At 40.8% G+C, this 25361-nt stretch carries 24 protein-coding genes; 19 read left to right on the forward strand and 5 right to left on the reverse strand.

The annotated features are described in order from the left end of the window. Positions 1 to 116: 116 nt before the first annotated feature. The 15 genes from pbp2b (at position 117) to NYE32_RS03035 (ending at position 14003) form a co-directional block, all read left to right on the forward strand. Complete coding sequence (gene pbp2b / locus NYE32_RS02965) at positions 117 to 2231, forward strand: penicillin-binding protein PBP2B (protein ID WP_073950818.1); 2115 nt, start codon at positions 117 to 119, stop codon at positions 2229 to 2231. A gap of 140 nt (positions 2232 to 2371) precedes the next feature. Further along, on the forward strand, positions 2372 to 2968 hold the full coding sequence (recR, locus tag NYE32_RS02970) for a recombination mediator RecR (protein WP_002889030.1): 597 nt from the start codon (positions 2372 to 2374) through the stop codon (positions 2966 to 2968). A 101-nt stretch (positions 2969 to 3069) separates the two neighbouring features. Then, entirely contained in the window at positions 3070 to 3909 is an 840-nt protein-coding gene (locus NYE32_RS02975; RefSeq protein ID WP_073950820.1) for a PRD domain-containing protein, read from the forward strand. Between the two features lie 216 nt (positions 3910 to 4125). After that, on the forward strand, positions 4126 to 4623 hold the full coding sequence (gene ybeY / locus NYE32_RS02980) for an rRNA maturation RNase YbeY (RefSeq protein ID WP_002890437.1): 498 nt from the start codon (positions 4126 to 4128) through the stop codon (positions 4621 to 4623). Next, a complete protein-coding gene (locus NYE32_RS02985; protein ID WP_002890438.1) occupies positions 4604 to 5008 on the forward strand; it encodes a diacylglycerol kinase family protein in 405 nt (134 codons plus the stop codon). The genes ybeY and NYE32_RS02985 overlap by 20 nt, the downstream gene beginning before the upstream one ends. 22 nt (positions 5009 to 5030) lie before the next feature. Beyond that, positions 5031 to 5930, forward strand: coding sequence for a GTPase Era (gene era, locus NYE32_RS02990; protein ID WP_013990908.1), 900 nt, complete (start codon positions 5031 to 5033; stop codon positions 5928 to 5930). 44 nt (positions 5931 to 5974) lie between these two features. After that, on the forward strand, positions 5975 to 6796 hold the full coding sequence (mutM, locus tag NYE32_RS02995) for a DNA-formamidopyrimidine glycosylase (protein ID WP_156685471.1): 822 nt from the start codon (positions 5975 to 5977) through the stop codon (positions 6794 to 6796). Continuing rightward, entirely contained in the window at positions 6793 to 7386 is a 594-nt protein-coding gene (gene coaE / locus NYE32_RS03000; protein ID WP_064520750.1) for a dephospho-CoA kinase, read from the forward strand. Before mutM ends, coaE begins: the two co-directional genes overlap by 4 nt. A gap of 50 nt (positions 7387 to 7436) precedes the next feature. Further along, positions 7437 to 8660 (forward strand): multidrug efflux MFS transporter, encoded by a 1224-nt coding sequence (locus NYE32_RS03005; RefSeq protein ID WP_156685472.1) that lies wholly within the window; start codon positions 7437 to 7439, stop codon positions 8658 to 8660. After that, positions 8650 to 8796, forward strand: a complete 147-nt coding sequence (rpmG, locus tag NYE32_RS03010) for a 50S ribosomal protein L33 (RefSeq protein ID WP_002890443.1) — start codon at positions 8650 to 8652, stop codon at positions 8794 to 8796. Before NYE32_RS03005 ends, rpmG begins: the two co-directional genes overlap by 11 nt. 45 nt (positions 8797 to 8841) lie before the next feature. After that, positions 8842 to 9078: a preprotein translocase subunit SecG gene (gene secG / locus NYE32_RS03015; protein WP_002886135.1), complete on the forward strand. Its 237-nt coding sequence runs from the start codon at positions 8842 to 8844 to the stop codon at positions 9076 to 9078. A gap of 62 nt (positions 9079 to 9140) precedes the next feature. Next, positions 9141 to 11594: a ribonuclease R gene (gene rnr / locus NYE32_RS03020; protein WP_110980869.1), complete on the forward strand. Its 2454-nt coding sequence runs from the start codon at positions 9141 to 9143 to the stop codon at positions 11592 to 11594. Positions 11595 to 11615: 21 nt separating this feature from the next. Further along, positions 11616 to 12080, forward strand: coding sequence for an SsrA-binding protein SmpB (smpB, locus tag NYE32_RS03025; RefSeq protein ID WP_002885905.1), 465 nt, complete (start codon positions 11616 to 11618; stop codon positions 12078 to 12080). 146 nt (positions 12081 to 12226) lie between these two features. Next, positions 12227 to 13633: a Cof-type HAD-IIB family hydrolase gene (locus tag NYE32_RS03030; protein WP_037599247.1), complete on the forward strand. Its 1407-nt coding sequence runs from the start codon at positions 12227 to 12229 to the stop codon at positions 13631 to 13633. A gap of 1 nt (position 13634) precedes the next feature. Continuing rightward, the gene (locus tag NYE32_RS03035) at positions 13635 to 14003 is read left to right on the forward strand and encodes a S1 RNA-binding domain-containing protein (RefSeq protein ID WP_002886108.1); all 369 of its coding nucleotides are present in this window, start codon (positions 13635 to 13637) and stop codon (positions 14001 to 14003) included. Between the two features lie 98 nt (positions 14004 to 14101). Here the strand turns inward: NYE32_RS03035 and NYE32_RS03040 are convergent, their stop codons facing one another. Next, positions 14102 to 15184 carry a Xaa-Pro peptidase family protein gene (locus tag NYE32_RS03040; RefSeq protein ID WP_110980868.1) on the reverse strand — a complete coding sequence of 361 codons (1083 nt, stop codon included), beginning with the start codon at positions 15182 to 15184 and terminating at the stop codon, positions 14102 to 14104. A gap of 314 nt (positions 15185 to 15498) precedes the next feature. Here NYE32_RS03040 and ccpA point away from each other — a divergent pair, with 314 nt between their 5' ends. The 3 genes from ccpA to NYE32_RS03055 are packed head-to-tail and all read left to right on the forward strand — an operon-like array spanning position 15499 to position 18755. Continuing rightward, entirely contained in the window at positions 15499 to 16500 is a 1002-nt protein-coding gene (gene ccpA, locus NYE32_RS03045; protein WP_070576321.1) for a catabolite control protein A, read from the forward strand. A 59-nt stretch (positions 16501 to 16559) separates the two neighbouring features. Continuing rightward, complete coding sequence (locus NYE32_RS03050) at positions 16560 to 17627, forward strand: MmcQ/YjbR family DNA-binding protein (RefSeq protein WP_110980867.1); 1068 nt, start codon at positions 16560 to 16562, stop codon at positions 17625 to 17627. 12 nt (positions 17628 to 17639) lie between these two features. Continuing rightward, positions 17640 to 18755 (forward strand): glycerate kinase, encoded by a 1116-nt coding sequence (locus tag NYE32_RS03055; protein ID WP_110980866.1) that lies wholly within the window; start codon positions 17640 to 17642, stop codon positions 18753 to 18755. A gap of 30 nt (positions 18756 to 18785) precedes the next feature. Here the strand turns inward: NYE32_RS03055 and NYE32_RS03060 are convergent, their stop codons facing one another. Continuing rightward, complete coding sequence (locus NYE32_RS03060; RefSeq protein WP_048675120.1) at positions 18786 to 19241, reverse strand: YueI family protein; 456 nt, start codon at positions 19239 to 19241, stop codon at positions 18786 to 18788. 205 nt (positions 19242 to 19446) lie between these two features. On the opposite strand from NYE32_RS03060, the gene eno reads away from it, so the two are divergent. Continuing rightward, positions 19447 to 20751 carry a surface-displayed alpha-enolase gene (eno, locus tag NYE32_RS03065; RefSeq protein WP_002886048.1) on the forward strand — a complete coding sequence of 435 codons (1305 nt, stop codon included), beginning with the start codon at positions 19447 to 19449 and terminating at the stop codon, positions 20749 to 20751. A 149-nt stretch (positions 20752 to 20900) separates the two neighbouring features. On the opposite strand, the gene NYE32_RS03070 is transcribed toward eno, so the two are convergent. From NYE32_RS03070 to NYE32_RS03080, 3 genes are all read right to left on the reverse strand, one after another. After that, positions 20901 to 21086: a hypothetical protein gene (locus NYE32_RS03070; protein WP_002890454.1), complete on the reverse strand. Its 186-nt coding sequence runs from the start codon at positions 21084 to 21086 to the stop codon at positions 20901 to 20903. A gap of 171 nt (positions 21087 to 21257) precedes the next feature. Beyond that, complete coding sequence (locus tag NYE32_RS03075; protein WP_064523272.1) at positions 21258 to 23438, reverse strand: LTA synthase family protein; 2181 nt, start codon at positions 23436 to 23438, stop codon at positions 21258 to 21260. 220 nt (positions 23439 to 23658) lie between these two features. Further along, positions 23659 to 25323, reverse strand: a complete 1665-nt coding sequence (locus tag NYE32_RS03080; protein ID WP_339157064.1) for a recombinase family protein — start codon at positions 25321 to 25323, stop codon at positions 23659 to 23661. Positions 25324 to 25361: the final 38 nt, after the last annotated feature.

Below are 25361 nucleotides of genomic sequence, written 5' to 3' on the forward strand. Positions count from 1 at the left end.
AAAACGTGTCTTGTATTGAGGCAAGTTTTTTTAGATTTCGACATTTTTTTAAGTTTGCTAAAGCTTATTTGTGATAAAATAAAAGAGAATTTTTATGAGAACATAGAGGAAAAAAAGTGACATCATTTTCGAAAAAACTCAGTCAAAAATGGGAAAAACGGCGCCAAAAACAAAAAGAAAAACGAGCGAATAAACCTAGAAAGCCAGTAAACATTTCACGTCGTGTTTACTTGCTTTTTGGTGTAGTCTTTGTCCTTTTTTTGTTGCTTTTTGCACGTTTGACCTATATGCAGGTTTATAACAAATCGTTTTATACTAAGAAATTAGAGGATAACTCCAAGTATACGGTTAGAATTGCAAGCGAGCGTGGGCAAATTTTTGATGCTAAAGGGGTTGCTCTTACAACCAACCAGAGTAAGGACGTTATTACCTTTACACGTAGCAATTTGGTGTCATCAGATACTATGAAGAAGGTCGCTGAAAAGTTAGCGACCATGGTAACACTAACGGAGACGAAGGTAACAGCACGCCAGAAACGCGATTTCTATCTAGCGGATTCTGCCACCTACAAACGTGTGGTTAATGATCTTCCAAAGGACAAGAAAACAGATAAGTTTGGTAATAAATTAGCTGAAGCTACTATTTACAACAATGCTGTTGATGCCGTTCCTGATGAAGCAGTGGATTACACTGAGGATGAGCTTAAGATTGTCTACATTTACTCACAGATGAATGCTGTTTCTAATTTCTCAACAGTCACATTGAAAACAGGAGACTTGACGCCTGAACAAATTGCGATTGTAGCAGCTAAACAGAAGGAACTTAATGGTATTACGGTTGCTAAGGATTGGGAGCGTCATACGGTTGATTCAGCCTTGTCTCCTCTCATCGGGAAAGTCTCAAGTTCAGAAGCAGGTTTGCCACAAGAAGATGCCAAGGAATACCTCAAAAAAGGTTATGCCCTTAATGACCGTGTAGGAACTTCTTATCTAGAAAAAGAATACGAGGAGAAACTACAAGGGAAACATACTGTTCGTGAGATTACAGTAGACAAGGAAGGCGAAGTTGCTAGTGATAAAATCACTCAAAAGGGAAGTAAGGGTAACAATCTGCAGTTGACCATCGACCTTGATTTCCAAAAGGGAGTTGAAGATATCTTAGGTCAACAGCTTTCTTCAGAGATTTCAGAGAACAAAGCTACCTATTCTGAAGGAATGTATGCCGTTGTTATGAATGCTGACACTGGTGCTGTACTTGCCATGGCGGGGCAAAAACATGAACAAGGAGCACAAGATTTTAAAGCAAATGCCTTAGGAACAATCACTGATGTCTTTATTCCAGGATCTGTTGTTAAGGGAGCAACCCTAACTGCTGGTTGGCGTTCAGGTGCCATCTATGGAAATCAGGTCTTGACTGACCAACCAATCAACATTGCTGGTTCAGCCTCGATTACGTCTTGGTTTACAGATCAAGGTAGCCGTCCTATTACCGCGACACAGGCTCTAGAATATTCATCAAATACCTATATGGTGCAGATTGCAATCAAACTACTTGGCCAACAATATGTTCCAGGCATGGCCTTGTCGACTGACAATATGGATAAGGCCATGACGACACTTCGTGATACCTACGCTGATTTTGGTATGGGGGTATCTACAGGACTTGATTTGCCTGGAGAATCAGAAGGTTATATTTCTAAGAATTACAATGTAGCCAACGTCTTGACAGAAGCTTTTGGTCAGTACGACTCTTATACAACTATTCAATTGGCTCAGTATGTTGCTTCAATTGCAAATGGTGGTAAACGTGTAGCACCTCATATTGTGGGAGGTATCTATGATGCTGGTACTAATGGTAGCTTAGGAACTCTAGCTTCAACGGTAGATACACGTGTATTAAATACCTTACCTCTTGATTCTGAGCAGATGGGGATTATCCAACAAGGATTTAATGATGTCGTTAATTCCGGTTCTAGCCTTGCGACTGGTAAAGCTATGGCAAGTTCTATCATTCCAATTAGTGGTAAAACAGGGACAGCCGAAACTTATGCAACGGATGCTTCCGGTAACTCTGTAACAACGGTTAACCTTAATGCCGTGGCCTATGCGACTGCCAAAGATGGTACTAAGTTGGCAGTTGGGATTATGTATCCACATGCTTTAGACTGGAAGAGTAAGGCTCATCAAAATGCGGTCAAAGCTATCATGGAACTTTATCAAAATACTCACTAAATATGAAAATCTCTTGTGCCTTGCACGAGGGATTTTTCTGTGATATAGTGTTTGAGTATTTGTTCTTGGGTAAAGACATATCCATGACAGTGACAAAAGATAAGAGATGAATAAAATCATATAAAGAACAGGAGACCTTCATGCTTTATCCTACTCCAATTGCGAAGCTGATTGATAGTTTTTCAAAACTCCCTGGAATTGGGGCTAAAACAGCGACACGCCTAGCTTTTTATACCATTAGCATGTCTGATGAAGATGTCAATGATTTCGCAAAAAACCTCTTGGCAGCCAAACGTGAATTGACTTATTGTTCGGTCTGTGGTCGTTTGACAGATGATGACCCCTGTAATATTTGTACAGATGAAACGAGAGACCGTACTAAGATTTTGGTTGTTGAAGACTCCAAAGATGTTTCAGCTATGGAAAAGATTCAGGAATACCGTGGTCTCTACCATGTGCTTCAAGGGCTTATTTCCCCTATGAATGGTGTTGGACCAGATGATATTAACTTAAAAAGTTTGATTACTCGTCTTATGGATAGCGAGGTTGACGAAGTTATCATTGCTACTAATGCAACAGCAGATGGTGAGGCAACATCTATGTATATTTCACGTGTCCTCAAACCTGCGGGAATCAAGGTGACTCGTTTAGCGCGTGGTTTGGCTGTTGGTTCTGACATCGAGTATGCTGATGAAGTGACCTTGCTAAGAGCTATCGAAAATCGAACAGAACTTTAGGAAAAGTGTTGGTAAGTCCAGCGCTTTTCGTTTGCAGTAAGTAGGTTTCTCATTAAAAATTTGGTAAAATAAAGTAAACGCTTTAATGACGAGGGATCATGATGCAGATTGAAAAGATTTTAAACAACAATGTTGTTCAGGCTTTGGATAATAATGTGGAATACATTGTCATGGGCAAGGGACTGGGCTTTCAAAAGAAGGTCGGAGACTTTGTTGATAAGGAAAAGATTGAAAAGACTTTTGTTTTGGAAAATACAGAGGCAGTAGATGAATGGTCTCGTGTTTATGTCAATTTGCCTGAAGGTGAAATGCAGGTCTTTTTGAATATCCTTACTTTTGCTGAAGCTGTCTTACAAACCAAGTTTGACCCCTCTTTTTTCATCGCCCTAGCTGACCACCTACATTACGCCATTGAAAGAAGTGGAGAAGGTATTCCTCTGCAGAATCCCTTGGCTTGGGAGGTTCGAAAATTTTACCCTCGGGAGTATGAGATTGGAAAACAAGCTCTTCGTTTGATTGCCAAGGATTTAGAAGTTAAATTGGCAGATGATGAGGCTGCCTCTGTCGCTTTACATTTTGTCAATGCACAAAAGGATGCGGGTCTCCATGAAAAAGACCGACAGATGACTCAAATTGTGGTTGGAATTAGTGACATTGTCCGTCTTCATTTTGGTTGTGATTTGGAGGAGGATAGTTTCTCTTATAACCGATTTATTACACATCTTCGCTATCTAGCGCAACGGATTGTGAGTGGGGTTAGTGGTGGTAAAAATGATGCTTTTCTTTACGAGCAGGTTAGGGTAAATTATCCAGAATCCTTTATCTGTACCCAAAAGATTGCTAACTATATTAAGACAGGTTATACTTTTGAATTGAGTTTGGACGAACAGGTCTATTTAACCATTCATATTCAACGTCTTAAGGATAGTTTGGATAAGTAAGCGATTCACGGAGAGGCCATACAAAAAGCAGACAATTAGGCTTATGTCTGCTTTTTCTGTGTCCTTATGGTATAATGAGGTGATTAATATTAAACTAAAAATACTCAAAGTTAGGATTCTATGTATTTGAGTATTTCTATAAAAAGCTAATGAGTTAGTGAAAGGAAGCGAGCGGTTCTGTGCTTGAAGTGAGCATAGCCGTTCCTAAAGAATCTTATGTATATTGAAATGATTGACGAGACTGGACAAGTCTCTGAGAAATTAAAAGAACAAACCTTGGAGTTGCTAGATTTTGCAGCACAAAAACTTGGCAAGGAAGACAAGGAAATGGCTGTTACATTTGTAACCAACGAACGCAGCCACGAACTAAACTTGGAATATCGTGATACAGACCGTCCAACGGATGTCATTAGTTTGGAGTATAAGCCTGAATTAGATATTAGCTTTGATGAGGAAGAGTTGGCTGAAAATCCTGAATTAGCTGAAATGATGGGAGAGTTTGATAGTTATATCGGTGAACTCTTTATTTCCGTTGATAAGGCTCATGAACAAGCTGAGGATTATGGACATAGTTTTGAACGTGAGATGGGTTTCTTGGCTGTTCACGGTTTTCTCCATATCAATGGCTATGACCATTACACTCCAGAAGAAGAAGCGGAAATGTTTGGATTACAGGAAGAAATTTTGACTGCTTATGGACTTACGCGACAATAATCCACAAAAAAAGTGGAAAAATAGAGAATTTACAGCTAGTTTTGAGTTTGCTCTGACAGGAATAATAACGGCTTTTAAAGAAGAACGCAATATGCGCAAGCACTTGGTTTCAGCTATCTTGGTGGTATTGGCTGGCTTGATTTTCCGTGTGTCTGCGACAGAATGGCTCTTTCTTTTGATGGCAGTTTTTCTCGTAATTGCCCTAGAGATTGTTAATTCTGCCATTGAAAATGTTGTCGATTTAGCTAGTAATTATCACTTTTCAATGCTAGCAAAAAATGCCAAGGATATGGCCGCTGGAGCTGTTTTAGTGGTTTCTTGTTATGCAGTCATTACGGGGATGATTGTTTTCATACCTAAAATTTGGCACTTAATTTTCAATTAAAACGAAAAAGGAAAGAAGTTATATGACATTTAAATCAGGATTTGTGGCTATTCTCGGCCGTCCTAATGTAGGAAAATCAACCTTTTTGAACCATGTTATGGGGCAAAAGATTGCTATCATGAGTGATAAGGCTCAAACAACCCGCAATAAAATTATGGGAATTTACACAACCGATAAGGAACAGATTGTCTTTATCGATACCCCAGGGATTCACAAGCCTAAGACGGCTCTTGGGGATTTTATGGTGGAATCTGCTTATTCAACCCTTCGTGAGGTTGATACAGTCCTCTTTATGGTACCAGCGGATGAGCCTCGTGGTAAGGGTGATAATATGATTATCGAACGCCTCAAACAAGCTAAAGTTCCAGTTATCTTGGTAATCAATAAGATTGACAAGGTCCATCCAGATCAGCTCCTAGAGCAGATTGACGATTTCCGTACACAAATGGATTTCAAGGAGATTATTCCGATATCTGCCCTCCAAGGGAACAATGTTTCCCACCTTGTGGATGTCTTGAGTGATAACCTTGAGGAAGGGTTCCAATATTTCCCAGCGGACCAAATCACCGATCACCCTGAGCGTTTCTTGGTATCAGAGATGATTCGTGAAAAAGTCCTTCAGTTGACACGTGAAGAAATTCCACACTCTGTTGCGGTTGTCATTGATGAGATGAAGCGTGATGAAGACACGGATAAGATTCATATTCGTGCGACAATCATGGTTGAGCGTGACAGCCAAAAAGGTATTGTTATTGGTAAACAAGGTTCCATGCTCAAGAAAATTGGTACCCTTGCTCGTAAAGATATTGAAGTCATGCTTGGGGACAAGGTCTTCCTTGAAACCTGGGTTAAGGTTAAGAAAAATTGGCGTGATAAAAAACTTGATTTGGCCGATTTTGGTTACAATGAAAAAGAATATTAAAAAGCTGGGCACTTGCTCGGCTTTCTTGCTAGAAGGAGGAGCAGATGCCTGAGTTACCTGAGGTAGAAACTGTTAGACGAGGTTTAGAAAGGTTAGTAGTAGGTCGGACTATTTTGTCGCTTGAGGTCAAGGTTCCAAAAATGATTAAGACCTCCTACGATAGTTTTTTGACTGATTTACCTGGTCAAGCCATTCAAGCCCTGCGACGAAGAGGCAAGTACTTGATTTTTGACTTTGGACAGTTGATTATGATTTCCCACTTGCGTATGGAGGGAAAATACCTGCTGTTTACAGATCAAGTTCCTAGCAACAAGCATTTTCACTTATTTTTTAAGTTAGATGATGGCTCCACCCTCGTCTATCAAGATATCCGCAAGTTTGGGACCTTTGATTTATTGGCTAAAAGTCAAGAGGAGGCTTATTTTACAAGGAAAAAGCTTGGTCCTGAGCCTACTAAGAAGGCCTTTAAATACGCTCTATTTGAGAGAGCCTTGATGAGTTCTGCAAAGCCCATTAAAAGTCTCCTCTTGGAGCAAAAATTGGTGGCTGGTCTAGGAAATATCTATGTTGATGAGGTGCTTTGGGCGGCCAAGGTTCATCCTGAAACGCCAGCAAAGGAACTCAGCAAGGCAGCCATGAAGCGGGTCCATGATCAAACGATTGCCATTTTACAGCTTGGCATTGAAAAAGGCGGCTCAACCATAAGGACCTATCGTAATGCCCTTGGTGAGGACGGAACCATGCAGAACTATTTGCAGGTTTACGGAAAAACGGGACAGCCTTGTCCACGCTGCGCAAGCACAATTGAGAAAATCAAGTTAGGAGGGAGAGGGACACATTTGTGTCCTCATTGTCAGAAACGATGATTATTGGGTTAACAGGTGGTATTGCTTCAGGAAAATCAACGGTTGTTGAAATGATTAAAGAGGCAGGTTACAAGGTCATTGATGCTGATCAGCTTGTCCACGATATGCAGGCCAAAGGAGGCCGTTTGTATCGTGCCTTGCTTGATTGGTTGGGAGAGGGGATTCTCCTTCCTAATGGAGAATTGAATCGTCCTAAACTAGGGCAACTGATTTTTTCGAATGAGGAGATGAGACATCGGTCTGCTGAGATTCAAGGGACAATTATTCGAGAGGAACTAGCAACTCAAAGGGATTGTTTGGCTAAGAAAGAAGATGTTTTTTTCATGGATATTCCCTTACTTATTGAGAATGGGTATCAGGACTGGTTTGACCAGATTTGGTTGGTGGCAGTGTTACCTGAGGTCCAGCGCCAACGCTTGATGAAACGTAATCACTTAAGTTTTGAGGAAGCTAAGATGCGTATTGATAGCCAAATGTCTTTAGAAGAGAAAAAGCCTTATGCCAGCTTGGTTCTTGATAATAATGCTAGTCTCGATGATTTGAAGGAGAAAGTGAAGAGCGCAATAAATGATTTACCTAGCTCCTCATAGCTAGTCATTGTGATATAATGGATAGTGAATTTTAGAAAGAAGATGATTATTTGCGCCAAGAAGAGCTTAAAAGTACTGATTGGCAACGTAACCTTAAAATTGCATGGATAGGAACCTTTTTTACTGGAGCTAGTTTCTCCATTGTTATGCCTTTCATGGCCCTCTACATTGAGGAACTAGGTGTTAAAGGAGACATGGTTGAATGGTATACTGGTTTGTCTGTTGCCGTCTCTGCTTTAGCCTCAGCTCTGGTTTCTCCTGTTTGGGGACGCTTAGCTGACCGTTATGGCCGAAAGCCCATGATGATTAGAGCCAGCATGGTGATGACTTTTACAATGGGAGGTCTTGCCTTAGTCCCAAATGTTTTCTGGCTGCTTTTCTTAAGAACGCTGAATGGTTTGTTTGCGGGGTATGTTCCAAATGCCACAGCTTTAATTGCTAGTCAGGTTCCTCAGAACCGTTCTGGCTATGCCCTGGGGACCTTATCTACGGGCCTAACGGCAGGTGTTCTGATTGGCCCTTTGTTAGGTGGTACCCTGTCTGAGGCGTTTGGTATGAGAGGGACCTTTTTTTTGGTGGGCCTCATTCTATTTATCTGTTGCCTCTTAACTGTCTTTGGTTTGCGAGAGGATTTTCAACCTATCGAAAAGGGAGAGATGATGACCCTTTCTCAGGTTTTTGCGAAAATTCCCAGCAAATCTATCTTAATTGGCCTTTTTGTGACCAGTATGATTATCCAGATTTCTGCCCAATCGATTGCGCCTATGTTGGCACTTTATATTCGTTATTTAGGTCAGAGGGACAATATCCTGTTTTACTCAGGTTTAATTGTTTCTGCTATGGGCTTCTCTAGTCTCTTGAGTACCCCTTTTCTGGGAAAATTAGGAGACCGTATTGGGAATCATCGCTTGCTTTTAATAGGACTATTTTATAGCTTCCTCTTGTATTTCCTCTGTGGTTTTGCCGGTTCAGCCTTGCAATTGGGTATCTTACGTTTTGCCTATGGCTTCGGTGTGGGTGCCCTTATGCCTAGTGTCAATTCTTTATTGACCAAGATGACACCCAAGGAAGGAATCTCAAGAATATTTAGCTTTAATCAAAGCTTTTCATACATTGGACAAGTTTTAGGTCCTTTTGTTGGTTCAGCAGTTGCGACTGGACTAGGTTATCGCTGGGTCTTCTTTGTGACCGCAATGATTGTCTTTGGAAATTTTGTCTGGTCCTTAATCATCTTTAGAAAATTGCTAGGAGTCAAGAATATAGGTGAGAGTTAAAATTAATTTAAAGTGTAGTGAATGTGGGAGCATCAACTATCTCACAAGTAAAAATAAACAAAATCATCCTGAGAAAATTCAGGTACCCAAATTCTGCCCCAAGGATAGAAAAGTAACCTTACATGTTGAATCTTAAAGGGTTCTATGGTAGAATAAAAAGGACTTTTTCGGAGGAATAACTATGTACGACTTATTATTAACGCTGCTCTTGGTGATGTCAGCTATTATTGTGATTGCGGTATTCATGCAGCCACAAAAGAATCCAAGTAGCAATGTCTTTGATGGTGGTGGGTCAGAAGCACTATTTGAACGTAGTAAACCACGTGGTTTTGAAGCCTTTATGCAACGCTTTACAGGAATCATGGTTTTTCTATGGATTGTAGATGCAATCGTCCTTTCCATTCTCTCAAGTAAGTAATGAGCTGACTGAGGTTGGCTCATTTTTTGCGTTATAGTCAATAAATAAAAGAAAAGGAAATCATGAAAGAATCTATTATAAATTATTTGAAGGAGCATGGGAAATCCAGTGTAAACGACATTGCCCAGGCTCTTAATCATGCTGGGGGAGAAAAGTTTCCTCAGCTCATCAAGGCCATATCAGCCATGGAAAGTAAGGGGCAGTTGCGTTTTAATCGAGATGGCTCTGTTTCCTTGCGTCCTAAGAAAGAAAATCCAAATCAGGTGACTGTTGAAGGTGTTTTCCGTGCCAATAAGAACGGTTTTGGTTTCTTGCATGTCGATGACAGTGAAGATGATATGTTCATTGGTCGTAATGATGTTGGCCATGCTATTGACGGTGATACTGTTGCTGTTGTTATCAAGAAGCCAGCGGATCGTTTGCGTGGGACGGCAGCAGAAGCACGGGTTGTTGAAATTGTAGAACGTTCGCTTAAGACTGTTGTAGGGAAATTTATCCTTAGCGACGAGAAAGAACCTTATGCTGGTTACATTAAGTCTAAAAATCAAAAAATTCAGCAGCCAATTTATATTAAGAAAGAACCAGTTGCCCTAGACGGTACTGAAATTATCAAGGTTGATATTGAAAAATACCCTAACCGTCACTATGATTATTTCGTAGGAAGTGTTCGTGACATTATTGGTCATCAAGGGGATGCTGGTATTGATGTCTTGGAAGTCTTAGAATCAATGGATATTGTTTCAGAGTTCCCAGAGGATGTCATGGCGGAAGCAGAAGCTGTACCAGATGCACCTAGTCAGGAAGACCTCCTTGGTCGTGTTGACCTTCGTCAAGAGGTAACCTTTACTATTGATGGAGCTGATGCGAAGGACTTGGATGATGCGGTCCATATTAAACGTTTGCCAAATGGTAATTTTGAGCTTGGTGTTCATATTGCCGATGTGTCCTACTATGTCACTGAAGGTTCAGCTCTTAACCGTGAGGCCGTAGCACGTGGGACTTCGGTTTATGTGACAGACCGTGTGGTGCCAATGTTGCCTGAGCGTCTTTCAAATGGTATTTGTTCACTAAATCCCAATGTTGATCGCTTGACTCAGTCAGCCATTATGGAGATTACTCCAAAAGGTAAGGTGGTTAATCATAAGATTTGCCAATCTGTGATTAATACAACCTTCCGTATGACCTACAGTGATGTCAATGAGATGTTGGCTGGAAATCCAGAAAAGATTGAGCAGTTTAAGCCAATCATGGAGTCTGTATCAGCCATGGCAGAACTGCATAAGATTTTAGAAGACATGCGTGAGCGTCGTGGTGCCCTTAACTTTGATACATCTGAAGCTCGTATCTTGGTAAATGAGAAGGGGATGCCAGTGGATATCGTGGTGCGTGAACGTGGAACAGCCGAGCGAATGATTGAATCCTTCATGTTGGCTGCCAATGAATGTGTGGCAGAGCATTTCGCTAAGGCTAAGTTGCCATTTATCTACCGTATCCACGAAGAGCCAAAAGCTGAGAAATTGCAACGCTTCATGGATTATGCCTCTATTTTTGGTGTTCAAATCAAAGGAACTGCCAATAAGATGGATCAGCTAGACTTGCAAGAGTTTATGGCCAAAGTTCAGGGAAAACCTGGAGCAGAGGTCATGAACATGATGCTGCTTCGTTCAATGCAACAAGCCCGCTATTCAGAACACAACCACGGACACTATGGACTTGCGGCTCAGTATTATACCCACTTTACTAGTCCAATCCGTCGTTACCCAGACCTCTTGGTTCACCGAATGATTCGTGAGTACACTAACAATATGTCTCAAGAAACACGTGAACATTTTGAAGAGGTTATTCCTGAGTTAGCGACATCATCTTCAACTCTTGAACGTCGTGCCATTGATGCCGAACGTGTCGTTGAAGCTATGAAAAAAGCGGAATACATGGAAGAGTTTGTTGGTCAAGAATTCGACGGTATTGTTGGAAGTGTGGTTAAATTCGGTATGTTTGTGGAATTGCCAAACACCATCGAAGGTTTGGTTCACATCACCACCCTTCCAGAATTTTACAATTACAATGAACGTACCATGACACTTCAGGGTGAAAAAACTGGTAAGACTTTCCGAGTTGGTCAGCCTATCCGTGTTAAATTAACACGTGCGGATAAGGAAACAGGAGACATTGACTTCCAATACCTTCCAAGTGAGTATGACATCACTGAAAAAGTAGACCACAAGGCACGTCAGGAACGTGAAGAGAAGGCGAAAACCTTCCGCAATAGAGGTCCACGTCGTGACCGTCAAAATGGAGACTTCGAACATCGTGGTAAACGTGGGGATAACCGTAACCGTCAAGATGGTAATGGTCGTAAAGGCTCTTATGACGAAAAACGTAAGTCATCTAAGAAACCAGACAAACGTAAAAATCAAAACCGTCCTCATAATGATAACAAGGGACGTGAGAGTGGTCGTCGTAAGAAAAAAGGGAACAAACCTTTTTACAAGGACGTTGCTAAAAAACGAAAATAGGATGAGAATGGAGGGACTGCTATGCCAAAGGGTGAAGGCAATGTTGTTGCTCAGAATAAAAAGGCTAGACATGACTATAGTATCGTTGATACTATTGAAGCAGGTATCGTGCTGACAGGAACAGAGATTAAATCTGTTCGTGCGGCCCGCATCCAACTAAAAGATGGCTATGCCCAAATCAAGAATGGTGAGGCCTGGTTAATCAATGTCCATATTGCTCCTTTTGAGCAAGGAAATATTTGGAATCAAGATCCAGACCGTACGAGAAAGTTGTTGCTTAAGAAAAAACAGATCACCAAACTTCAAAATGATCTTAAGGGTACAGGAATGACCCTAGTTCCTCTTAAGGTCTACCTAAAAAACGGTTTTGCCAAGGTATTGCTCGGTATTGCCAAAGGGAAACACGATTACGATAAACGTGAGTCTATCAAGCGTCGTGAACAAGAGCGTGATATTAAACGTATTATCAAGAGTGTTAATCGTTAAACTGCCTATCATCTAAGACTACTATAGTCTTAGATGATTTTTTGTTTTTGGCTTTAAGACATGATATAATGAGAGTACCATGCGGTCTTTAGTTAGGATACTAGCTATACCTGACTCTAGCTGTGATACTGTAAAGGAGATTAGCGATGCCAGTAGATGCTAAAACAAAATACAAGGCCAAGAAGACTAAGATTGTTTTCTTTGACATTGACGACACCCTTCGTGTTAAAAAGACAGGCTACATTCCTGAATCTATTAAGGCTGTTTTCAAAGGGCTTAAAGAAAAAGGAATCTTGACGGGGATTGCCACAGGACGTGGCTACTATGGTGTCGTTGAGGACATTCGAGACCTAGAGCCCGATTATTTTGTAACCATCAATGGAACTTATGTGATTAATCGAAAAGGGGAAGAAATTTATAACCAACCCCTCGCTCGTGAGGTTACAGAAGCCTTTGTTGCTTGGTGCAAAGAGATTGGGATTGCTTGGGGCTTTGCTGGTAAGGATAAGCCAGTTGTCTCAGAGCGTTCAGATTTGATTGATAATGCTATGAAACCAGTCTATGGTCTTTGTGATGTGGAGCCAGACTTTCACTTGTCGAATGATGTTTACCATATGTGGACTTTTGCGGAAAATGATGGTGACCTTGAATTACCAGAAGAACTCGCATCCCATGTCCGTATGGTACCCTGGCACGAACACTCCTCTGACGTCGTAGCAAATGGTATCTCAAAGGCCTCTGGTGTCGAGCATGTCTTGGAGCATGAAAATCTTAAACCAGTCAATGCCATGATGTTTGGTGATGGTCCAAACGATATGGAAATCTTTGACTATGTTGGACTTAAGATTGCGATGGGTAATGCCACACCAGAATTGAAAGAAAAAGCAGATTACGTTACAGGAACAATAGAAGAAGATGGCATTTTCAATGCCTTGGAGGAACTCGGATTGGTAGAAAAAGAACTTCATTTCCCACAACTTGACTTGGATACAGTAGAAGGTCCAGTCGCAACAATTAAAACAAATCATGGTAATTTGGTCATCAAACTCTTCCCTGATCATGCACCATTAACAGTTACTAACTTTGTCAATTTGGCCAAGAGTGGCTACTATGATGGTGTGATTTTCCACAGAATTATCAAGGACTTTATGATTCAAGGTGGTGACCCAACTGGTACTGGTATGGGTGGTGAGTCAAGCTTTGGTGGTAGCTTCCAGGACGAATTTTCTGAAGAGCTCTATAACCTCCGTGGTGCGCTTTCTATGGCTAATGCTGGACCAGATACAAATGGTAGCCAATTCTTCATCGTTCAAACGTCTGAAATTCCTTATGCTAAAAAGGAACTCGAACGTGGTGGATGGCCAGCACCAATCGCAGAAGCTTATGCTGAAAATGGGGGAACACCTCATCTAGACCGTCGTCACACAGTCTTCGGTCAATTGGTGGATGAAGACTCTTACAAGGTGCTTGATGAAATTGCCAATGTTGAGGTTGGGGCTCAAGATAAGCCACTTGAGGATGTTGTAATTGAAACAGTTGAGGTAGCAGACTAAGATGAAGATTGGAGACAAGCTTAGGGGTGTTATCACAGGCATCAAGCCTTACGGTGCCTTTGTTTCATTGGAAAATGGTACCACAGGCTTGATTCACATCTCAGAGATTAAGACAGGTTATATCGACAATATCTACAATACCTTAAAGGTAGACCAGGAGGTCTTAGTTCAAGTTGTTGATTTTGATGAATTTACACAAAAGGCCAGTCTTTCTTTGAGAACCCTTGAGGAAGAAAAAAATAAAATCCCTCATCGTCATCGTTTTTCTGATAGTCGTTTGAACTATGGCTTTAAACCTTTGGCAGAAGCAATGCCAGGATGGATTGAAGAAGGACTTGACTATCTTAGACAAGAGCATGAGGAGAAATAGCAAAAGCTGACTCACGATGAGTCAGCTTTTTATATGGCTATTGAATTTGAGTGCAAACGAAAAGGTCCTCAACTTAATTGAAGACCCTTCTGGATTAATTAAACATCAAAATAGAGCAATTCTTTTGGTGTGTGTGTGAAGACTTCAAAGCCGTCTTTTGTAACATAACCACAGTCCTCGATACGAACACCAACTTTTTCAGGAATGTAGATACCTGGTTCAACTGAGAAGCACATTCCTTCTTCAATGACCATGTCATTTCCTTCCATGATAGAAGGGAATTCATGCACATCCATTCCGATACCGTGTCCGAGGCGGTGGTTGAAGTATTCGCCGTAACCAGCTTTTTCAATAACATTACGTGCTGCAGCATCGACTTCGCTGGCAGTTACACCTGGTTTAATCATATCTAGGGCAGCCTGTTGAGCTTCTAAAGTCAAGTGGTAGATTTCTTTTTTGAAATCATCGGGTTTTCCAACAGCGACTGTTCGCGTCATATCTGAAGCATAGCCATTCACCATACAGCCCAAGTCGAAGAGAAGAAGAGCATCTTTTTCAATTTTGTTGCTTCCAGGAATGCCGTGTGGGTTGGCTGCATTGTTACCAGTCAAGACCATAGTTTCAAAGCTCATTTCATAGCCCAAGCGTTTGATGCCAAATTCGATTTGAGCAATGATGTCTGTTTCAGTAACGTCGAGAGAAATATTGTCGAAACCAATATTAACAGCTTTATCAGCATAATCACCGGCAACAATCATTTTTTGAATTTCATCAGCTGACTTGATAACGCGCATTTTTTGAATGAATGGTGTCAGGTTTTCAAAGCGACCTTCAAAGACCGATTGCAATCCTTGGAACTTGGTCACATTGAGATTGTCAAACTCTGCATAAATAATAGGGCTGTCTGTGCTTGCTAGGCCAGCTTTGATTTTTTGCCATGGATTTTCAGAGTCTACATAACCAAAGACTGGGAAGTCGAGTACAGCAGAGGCACGTGCAACCTCAAGAGCAGGTACAAAGAGGGCAGGCTCACGATTTTCGTAGACGAAGAGGAACATTTGGCGTTCATGTGGGTCACAATCAAAACCAGTAAGATAATTGACAGTTACAGGATCTGAAACAATAGCTAGCCCTGCTTTATTTTCATTCAAAAAATGACGAATGCGATCAAGTTTAGACATAGAAAAAAACTCCTTTGTATTTCTTACACTCATTCTGTCACTTTTATAAGGAAAATGCAAGCTGTTTTTTTGGCTTTTCATTAAATCATTTACTTTCATTGAGACTTTTTTAGGCTAGTTTTGTAAGCGATGGATAGTCTTGGAAACACGAAATGAGAGGCCTTTTTCTGAAATGGCTTTCTTCCTCATAACCACAAAGAAGGAATCCCTTTCATTTTTTTGTAAAAAATCAGTCAAAATAATTGAAAGTGTTTTCAGAATCTGATACAATTAGCGTGAAAGAGTGAGCGTAAAATGAGAAAGGAAGTGTTTTTATGAATACTGATGAAACAATCACTATTTATGACGTTGCGCGTGAGGCAGGCGTTTCGATGGCGACTGTGTCTCGTGTGGTAAATGGAAATAAAAATGTAAAAGAAAACACCCGAAAAAAAGTGCTTGAGGTCATTGATCGTTTGGATTATCGTCCAAATGCGGTTGCGCGTGGCTTGGCGAGTAAGAAAACCACTACTGTAGGAGTTGTCATCCCAAATATTGCAAATAGCTATTTTGCTACTTTAGCAAGGGGGATTGATGATATTGCAACGATGTACAAGTACAATATTGTCCTTGCTTCTAGTGATGAAAATGACGATCACGAAGTTACCGTGATTAACTCTCTATTTGCCAAACAAGTAGATGGTATCATCTTCATGGGTTACCACTTGACGGAAAAAATTCGTGCAGAATTTTCTCGTACCCGTACTCCGATTGTCCTAGCAGGAACAGTGGACCTCGAGCACCAATTACCGAGCGTTAATATCGACTATAAAGTTGCCGTTGAGGATTCTGTAACGCAACTTGCCAAGAATAATGAAAAGGTTGCCTTTGTATCAGGACCACTAATTGATGATATTAATGGCAAACTCCGTCTAGCTGGTTATAAGGCTGGACTTGAAAAGAATAATTTGCGTTACAATGAAGGTCTTGTCTTTGAAGCCAAATATAGCTATAGAGATGGCTTTGATTTAGCACAACGTGTTTTGAACTCTGGTGCCACTGCTGCCTATGTTGGAGAAGATGAATTGGCTGCAGGTCTCTTGAATGGCCTCTTTGCTGCAGGTAAATCAGTTCCAGAAGACTTCGAAATCATCACAAGCAATGACTCACCAATTACAAGCTACACACGTCCAAACCTTTCTAGTATTAATCATCCTCTCTATGATTTAGGGGCAGTTAGCATGCGTATGTTGACTAAAATCATGAATAAGGAAGAGCTCGAAGAAAAAGATGTTATTCTTAATCACGGTCTTACCTTACGTCAGTCAACAAAATAAAAAAGGAGTTGGGACATAAGTTTGTCTCAACTTCTCTTTTTTAGAAAAAGGGAGAACCAATGACTTTTGAGGATGCTTATTTTAAACAGAAGATCCTAAAACAGGATAGCCTAGAGCCTTTTGGTTTTACAACTACTGAGCAAGGTTACGAGTTCAGAAAAACACTGATGGCGGATGAACTTGAAGCTCGATTGCTTATTGATTTAGAAGGTAAGTTGACGGGACAGGTTGTTGATATCGATCTTGATGAGCCTTATGATATCTTCAGGAGTCCTCAGGCCACTGGAACTTACGTTGGTCAAGTCAGAGAAGCTTATGGAGAACTTCTCTCACAGCTAGCTGATTCTTGTTATGAAAATCAATTGTTCTCATCTCCACAAGCTAATCGCCTAGTTCAGTTTTTAGTTCAAGAATTTTCAGACCAAGCAGACCATCCTTTCGAAAAGGAACCAAGCTATTTGTCCTTTAGGGTTGATGGTAAATGGTATGCCTTGTTTTTTCCTCTTAAGGGAGAAAAACTAGGGCTTGATGGAGAAAAGGCGGATTTAATTTATGATGTGGTTAACCTGAAGGTTAATCCAAAGCAAATGGATAAGCTCTTGGAAATGGATGGGGTTTTTCCTAGCTACCATATGTCCAAGAAGACCTGGATTAGTCTTGTTTTAGACGAGACATTGTCGGACCAAACCATTATTGAGTTTCTTAGTGACAGTCGCTCCCTAGTGGCCCCAAAACATCTTAGAAAGGCTTTTGAGCCTCATTATTGGATTATCCCGGTAAATTTGAAATACTACGATATTGGAGAGGAGTTCTCCGCAAATGAGGAGATCCTTTGGACACAGAAAGCTAGTATGCAAAAGGGAGATTTGGTGGCTATCTATATTACGGCACCTACCAAGACCATACGTTACCTCTGTCAGGTTTTAGAAGCGAATATCCCTAATCAAGGTTATCGTGAAGAGGCGAGTATTAAGGAGTTGATGCGGATTAAACCCTTATACACCTTTAATGACACCGAATTTGACAGTGATAGGCTAAAGAGTTTAGGTATCAAAACTGTGCGAGGTCCAAGACATATGACGGATGAGTTAGTTCAGGCCTTATCCCCTTACCTAAAAGAAAAATAGAAGGAGGACATCATGCGAATTTTGATTGCACCTGATTCCTTTAAGGAAAGTTTGTCTGCAAAAGAGGTCGCCTTAGCTCTCAAATCGGGCTTTGAAAATGCCTTACCCGACGCTGATTTTGACCTCATGCCAATAGGTGATGGTGGCGAGGGCACCTTAGATGCTCTTGCTGAAAATCTAAATCTTGAGAAGAAAAGTATCGAGATTCCTCATGCCTATACAAGTGATGGAAGTGTTTCTTTTGCCAGCAATGGCCAGACTGCCGTTTTTGAAATGGCTGCGATTTGTGGCTTGGAACAGATTCCTAAGGATAAACGAAATCCTCTAGCTCTAACGACACAAGGCGTGGGTGAACTAATTGTTCATTTGGTTCAATCTGGCATCCGAGATTTTATCATAGGCGTAGGTGGGTCTGCTACCAATGATGGTGGTATTGGTATGGCATATGGATTGGGTTATCGTTTTTATGACTCTCAGGGACAGGAGCTTGAGCCAATAGGTGCTAATCTTGGTCTTATTAAAAAGGTATCCTCTAAAAATAAGATTGATTTGTCTGGTGTTACTATTCATCTGATTACTGACGTAGATAATCCCTTGTGTGGTCAAGATGGAGCGACCTATATTTTTGGTGGACAAAAAGGCCTAGCTCCTTCACAATTTAAAAAGGTTGACCAAGACATGACACAATTCTACGAAAACTTTGCTCCTGAGGTTTTAAAACTGGCTGGTTCAGGAGCCGGAGGAGGCATGGCAGCGGGTTTAGTAGCTTTTGCAGGTGCAGAAATTAAATCAGGGATTGACTTTGTACTTGATTGCGTTGATTTTGATCAACGTGTGAAGGAAGTTGATTTGGTCATAGTTGGTGAAGGACGTATGGATAGCCAGTCCTTGTCTGGTAAAGCACCGGTCGGGGTGGCTAGGCGGACACCATCAGCTATTCCCGTCATTGCTATCTGTGGTAGTTTGAAGGATGACTTGCCTGATTTTCCAGTAGCAGGTATCACAGCTGCTTTCCCTATCATTGGACAAGTATTAGAGTTAGACCAAGTTTTAGCTACCGCTAAGGAGAATCTCTATCGCACAGGACTCAATATTGGGAATGTCATCAAGCTCAGTAAAACATTGTGATATAAGAAAAAGCTGACTTTGCATCAGCTTTTATTTTCCGAATAGTTTAGCAAAAAATCCCTTTTTTTCAAGGATAGGTTCAGTTTCACTAGGAGCAAGGATATCAGGATAGAGTTCTGAAAATAACACTTTATCAAGATTCTCTGCTTGATTACTATGTACGATAAGACCGTATGGTGAGTGGGCCTTGGCCTCGTCAACGATAGTTGCAGAAATATTTAGTGCTTGAGCGGTCTTGATATAGGTAAATTGTGTCTGGTCGGCTAATTTTGGCGAAAGTTTGAGACTAAGATTAGGGTAAACGGCTAATAAGTCTTTTAATATTTGCGGAAAATTGTCAATTACAGTTTTCTTTTCGGCATTTTCCAATAGAACAGCTAGGACTACACGTTCCGCATAGGTTCCAAAATACTGACGAAGTTCATCGGGATTTAGGCGTTTTTCACCACTAGCGCATTGGAGCACTTTGTTTTCAAGTGAAGTCATAGGAATCTCCTCTTAGTTTTCTACTTGTATTATACAATATTTTGAATTCCTTTTCATTTGAGTTGCTTTCTGAGATTTTCAAAAACAATTGAAAATATTAAAAAATAGAAAATCGCTAGAAAATTCTGGTTTTAATTTGCTTAAGCCTTGATATTATGGTAATATATAGGTGTAAAAAATTTTAACTCATAAGGAGAGTATTGTAATGTCAATTATTACTGATGTTTACGCACGCGAAGTCCTTGACTCACGCGGTAACCCAACACTTGAAGTAGAAGTTTACACTGAATCTGGTGCATTCGGTCGCGGTATGGTTCCTTCAGGAGCTTCAACTGGTGAACACGAAGCAGTAGAACTTCGTGATGGTGACAAAGCTCGTTACGGTGGTCTTGGTACTCAAAAAGCAGTTGATAACGTAAACAACGTTATTGCTGAACACATCATCGGATTCGACGTACGTGATCAACAAGGTATTGACCGCGCAATGATCGCTCTTGACGGTACTCCAAACAAAGGTAAACTTGGTGCCAACGCTATTCTTGGTGTGTCTATCGCTGTAGCACGCGCAGCTGCTGACTACCTTGAAGTTCCACTTTACAGCTACCTTGGCGGATTCAACACTAAAGTTCTTCCAACTCCAATGATGAACATCATCAACGGTGGTTCTCACTCAGACGCTCCAATCGCTTTCCAAGAATTCATGATTGTACCTGCTGGTGCACCAACATTCAAAGAAGCTCTTCGTTGGGGTGCTGAAATCTTCCACGCACTTAAGAAAATCCTTAAAGAACGTGGACTTGAAACAGCCGTAGGTGACGAAGGTGGTTTTGCACCTCGTTTCGACGGAACTGAAGATGGTGTTGAAACTATCATCAAAGCTATCGAAGCTGCTGGATATGTACCAGGTAAAGACGTATTTATCGGATTTGACTGTGCATCATCTGAATTCTACGATGCAGAACGTAAAGTTTACGACTACACTAAATTTGAAGGTGAAGGCGCTGCTGTTCGTACTGCTGCAGAACAAATCGACTACCTTGAAGAATTGGTTAACAAATACCCAATCATCACTATCGAAGATGGTATGGACGAAAACGACTGGGACGGTTGGAAAGCTCTTACTGAACGTCTTGGTGGTAAAGTTCAATTGGTTGGTGACGACTTCTTCGTAACTAACACAGCTTACCTTGAAAAAGGTATTGCAGAACACGCTGCTAACTCAATCCTTATCAAAGTTAACCAAATCGGTACTTTGACTGAAACTTTCGACGCTATCGAAATGGCGAAAGAAGCTGGATACACAGCAGTAGTATCACACCGTTCAGGTGAAACTGAAGATTCAACAATCGCTGATATCGCAGTTGCAACTAACGCTGGTCAAATCAAGACAGGTTCATTGTCACGTACTGACCGTATCGCTAAATACAACCAATTGCTTCGTATCGAAGACCAACTTGGTGAAGTTGCAGAATACCGTGGTTTGAAATCATTCTACAACTTGAAAAAATAATTCTATAGTCATATAGAATAAAAAGAGGTTCCTTAGGAATCTCTTTTTTGTGTTTCTAAAGAATCTTAGATTGTGTTATGCATTGTCTCTAAATAGAAACTCTAAACATAAAAAGCCCCCTCAATCCTATTGATTTAGGGGACTTCGTCTTAGAATAGACCTTTAATCTTGTCTAAAGCTCCACTAACCATTTCGTTACCTGAAACAAGTGACTTAGCTTGGTCAAAGTATTCGCCCAAATCATCTTTATTGTCATCGACAAACTTTTTAGCAGCTTCGAAATCTTTCTTTTCGATCATTTCTTTTACTTGGTTAAATAGGTCCATTGGATTCATATCTGTTCTCCTTTATAAGTTTTTTTACAAAAACTATTTAATCACGCTTATAGCAAACTAGCAAGAAATATGTTTGAGGCGAGTGCTATGAGGATTATGATTTTCCAGTTAAGTACGATTGATAATTGTTTAATCTAAAAAAGGCAGTCCAAACAGGACTGCTTTTAAGGCTTATTGTTGTTCCGTTGAAGAACTACTTGACTCTGATTCACTTGAACTTGAGCTCGATTCAGATTCTGCAGGATGTAGTTCCTTGTAAGATGGGGTCTTGAATAGATCAGCTGTTGATTTATTGCCTTTTTGTTTGTAGAGGCTGGTTGATTTATCTTTCAGCTTTTTATTGATTTCTTTTAGTTGATCCATCTGTTTAGTGTAGGAAATCTTGCTAGAATCAACATGCTTCAAACCGTTTGGCGTATAGAAACGAAGAAGGTCACCTGTTTGAACAGCGTCACTCATCGAAAGCTGAGTTGCTACTGCCTTACGAATGGCTTCGTTATCTTTTTTAGTTGTCTCATCAGGGTTGGTAATTTCTTCCCCTGTTTGAGTGTTATAAAGTCGACCAGAGTAGCTGGTGTATTGAGGAGTAACATATTGACCTGAGGTTCTAAATGCGACGGTTTGCTTATTATCGGGAGATAGGAGGTCTTGTCCCATCTGGATATAAGAGCTAGTGTCAACTCCAAGAACGTGAAGGAGAGTTGGAAGGGCATCAACCTCACCACCAAAGGTGTTAGAGATACCACCACCAGTATAGCCTGGAATATGAATCATGTAAGGAACACGTTGAAGCATGGCTTTATCATAGTTTGACCAAGTTTCAGGGTTCTTACCGAGAAGTTCAGCAAGATTGCTGCTTCGTGTATCAGAGATACCATAGTGGTCACCGTACATGACAATAATCGAGTTATCGTAAAGACCGGTTTCCTTGAGGTAATCAAAGAAGTCTTTGATTGCTGAGTCAAGATAGTTAGCTGTTGCAAAATATCCGTTGACTGTCTCGTCTTTTGTTTCGGCAAGTGGGAAACCTTGTTCCTTTTCATCGCCTGAGAGAGAAGTATATGGGTAGTGGTTAGATACTGTAAGGTATTTAACGTAGAAAGGTTGTTGCATTTGTTCCAGATATTTGATGGAATCTGGGAACATGTACTTGTCATTTAGACCATACTGGAAGGAGTTTTCATCAGTTTTTTCAGTGAAGGCTGATGAGTCAAAGAAGTAATTATACCCCCATTGTTTATAGGTATTATTACGATTCCAGAAGGATCCAGTGTTTCCATGGAAAACAGCTGATGTATAATCGCCTGTTTGAGCTAGGATAGATGGTGCAGCATAGGCTGTATTGGTACCGCCATAGTTTACCATGTATGAGCCTGTGCTTAGTCCAAAGAGAGACGTTTCCATCAAGGTTTCAGCATCAGAAGTTTTACCTGATTTAACTTGGTGGAAGAAGTTTGAAAAGGCTAGAGTTTCATTTGAGTGATAAATGGAATTGATGAATGGTGTAACCTCATAGTCTTGACCGTCTACTTTGAGCTTGTAGTCAATGAGGAACTGTTGGAAGCTTTCCAGGTGAATAACGATGACGTTTCTTCCTTTAGCAATTCCGTAATACTTAGGATCAGGTGCTGCGTAATGCTCTTTAACGTAAGCTTCAACCTTTTTCATATCCTCAGCTGTTGCAGATGAACGAGCCTGTGAGGCCTGATAAGTTAAGTTACCAGAATAGGCTGTGAAGAAGGGGAGCCCCATAGCACGAACAATATAGTTATTTGAGAAACCACGTGTCAACAACTCGCCACGGTTAACTTCCGCTAAAAAGAGGTTAACTGAGAGAAGGAGTGTCGACAGTGCAGTAACGGCAAAACTAGCTCGTTTGTTAAATGGCTTGCTGTCCATTTTAAGCTTTTTCCTGAAACCAGCATAGATGAAGAAAGGAACATCAATCAGGTAGAAAAGATAGCTTGGCTCAAGAAGGTTCTTGGCTGAGTCTCCTAGTCCTGCTGCCGAACTAGAACTTGCTAGGATGGTATTTACAGTGATGAAGTCTGTAAACTCTCCAAAGTATATCACATTAGCAATAAGTAAGAGGTTAAGGATGACATAGATAGCAATGGTAATGCTGTAAAAGAAACGTCGTTTCTTGAAGTATAGTCCTAAACCCAGAAGCATTAATCCTAGTGGAATAGGGTTGATCAGCGAAAGCATAACCTGATATCTGCTTTCCAACTCAAGATTAATGTTGACGTAATAAGCGAATATGGTTTTTAGCCAGTAAAAGAAGAGTAACAAGAGGATAAATCCAAGTCTTGATGAAACTCCTTTCCAAAAGGCTTCAGTAATTTTTTTCAAAGTAATACTTCCTTTGATTCTATATTATCTTAATCATTATACCAAATAAGATAATGACTCTCAAAAATTTACTGCCATTGAGTGTGATATTCCTTGACATATAATTGATAAAATCTAGTCACGAAACAGAAATAATAGCATTTTTTTGGTATAATATCCACACCTTCCCCAGCAGTCCAATCCGTTAAATTGTGGAGCGAACTTTTTGGGTTCGCTCCGTTTATATTTCGCCGATAAAACGGTAGTGCAGCTCAATCCGAACTTGTCGAGATTTTCCGCGACCAGTCGGCTGGTGGACGACAATTTTATCGATTAGCTCGTTCAAGATTTGCGGTGTGAGTTTTTCGAGTTTAGTGTAGTTTCGAATGGTTCGCAAGAACTTTTCGATATTGCCAGCCGACTCAATCTCGCTATCCAGCACCTCTCGACTTTCTTGGATTTGCTGGGTCAATTGTGCCTGTTCATCTTCATAGCCATCCGCTAACTTTCGAAATCGTTCATCTCTAATATCTCCCAGAAGTTGCTTTTCATAAAGCCTTTGGATAATGGTGTCCAATTCTTCAGCTCGCTTTTCAGCCTTGAGAAGTGTCTTTCGAAGGCTGTTTTGTTTCTTACTTTCCTGAATATTGAACTTAGCCTTCAGTTTTTCGAGCAAACTTTCTTCGCTTAACTCAAGCGTCGAAATTATCTGGTTGAAGTCGTCGAGAATCAATTCCTCCAAAATTTCTTTGCGAAGATAGTGCGAACCCGAACAGGTCTTGCCCACACGCTCGTAGTAAGAACACTTGTAATGGTCGAGATTAACATCGACTTTTTGTTGTGGGCAAAATGTCAATTTGTGTCCATTCTCGCAAAAAACCAATCCTGCGAAAATATTTTCATGTCCAGGCTTGTCCTTCCAATTGTTTCGCCTGACAACTCGCTTATGTCCAAGCATTTTTCGAGCCAAGGCAAAATCTTCTTTCGAAATAATCGCCTCGTGCATGTCGGGGAAAATCAGCCAATCTTCTCGAGGTCGCAGGCGACAATTTCGCTGTTTGTAAGAAACCTTGGCAGTCTTGAGATTGATAGTTGCGCCTGTATATTCCTCCTTTTCGAGCATCTGGCAAATCATTTGGCTTTTCCAGTGATAAGGGTCGCTTTCTAAAACTCGATAATTCGAAACACCCAACTTTTTCTTATAATTAGCTGGCGTTAGAATTTTATCTCTTCGAAGTCCGTTCGCAATCGAGGCGATTGGCTTTCCTGAAAGATACTCCTTAAAAACTCGCTTCACAATTTGGCTGGCGTAGTCGTCAACCAGCCATTCCTTGGGATTTTCTGGATTTTTGAGATAACCGTATGGCGCAACCCAGCCAATTTTCTCGCCCGTTTTTGCCTTAGTATGCTTGGATAGTTTAATCTTCTCGCTACACTGCAAGCTATACCAGTTGTTGAAAAGTGAAACTAGTGGCGCAAGATAAGCGTCCTGACTGCTGCGTTTGGAGCTATCCAGATTTTCATTCAAGGAAATAAAGCGGATATTTTTCGAAGGGAAAGTAATCTCAGTCAGCTGTCCAGACAAGAGGTAATCTCGGCTAAGACGGCTCAAATCTTTCACTACAAAATTCGAAACTCTGCCAGCTTGAACTAAGTTCATCGCCTGTTGGAAAGCTGGACGCTGGGCGTTTGAACCCGAAAATCCGTCGTCGACAAAGAACACAGGATTTGTCAAACCCTCACGCTGGGAAACTTGGGTGAGAATCTGCTTTTGGTTCGAAATCGAATTGCTTTCGCCTTCCTTGGCGTCTTCGGCGGACAAACGGCAATAGAGGACTGTGATGTTAGTTAAGTTTTCGAAATTTAGGCTTGTCCATTCTTCAATTGTCAAAGTACTTTTATTCATAAGTGTCTCCTTTCGATTACACCTATAACCCACTGACA

The sequence above is a fragment of the Streptococcus sp. FSL R7-0248 genome, assembly GCF_037967965.1.
GTDB lineage: Bacteria > Bacillota > Bacilli > Lactobacillales > Streptococcaceae > Streptococcus.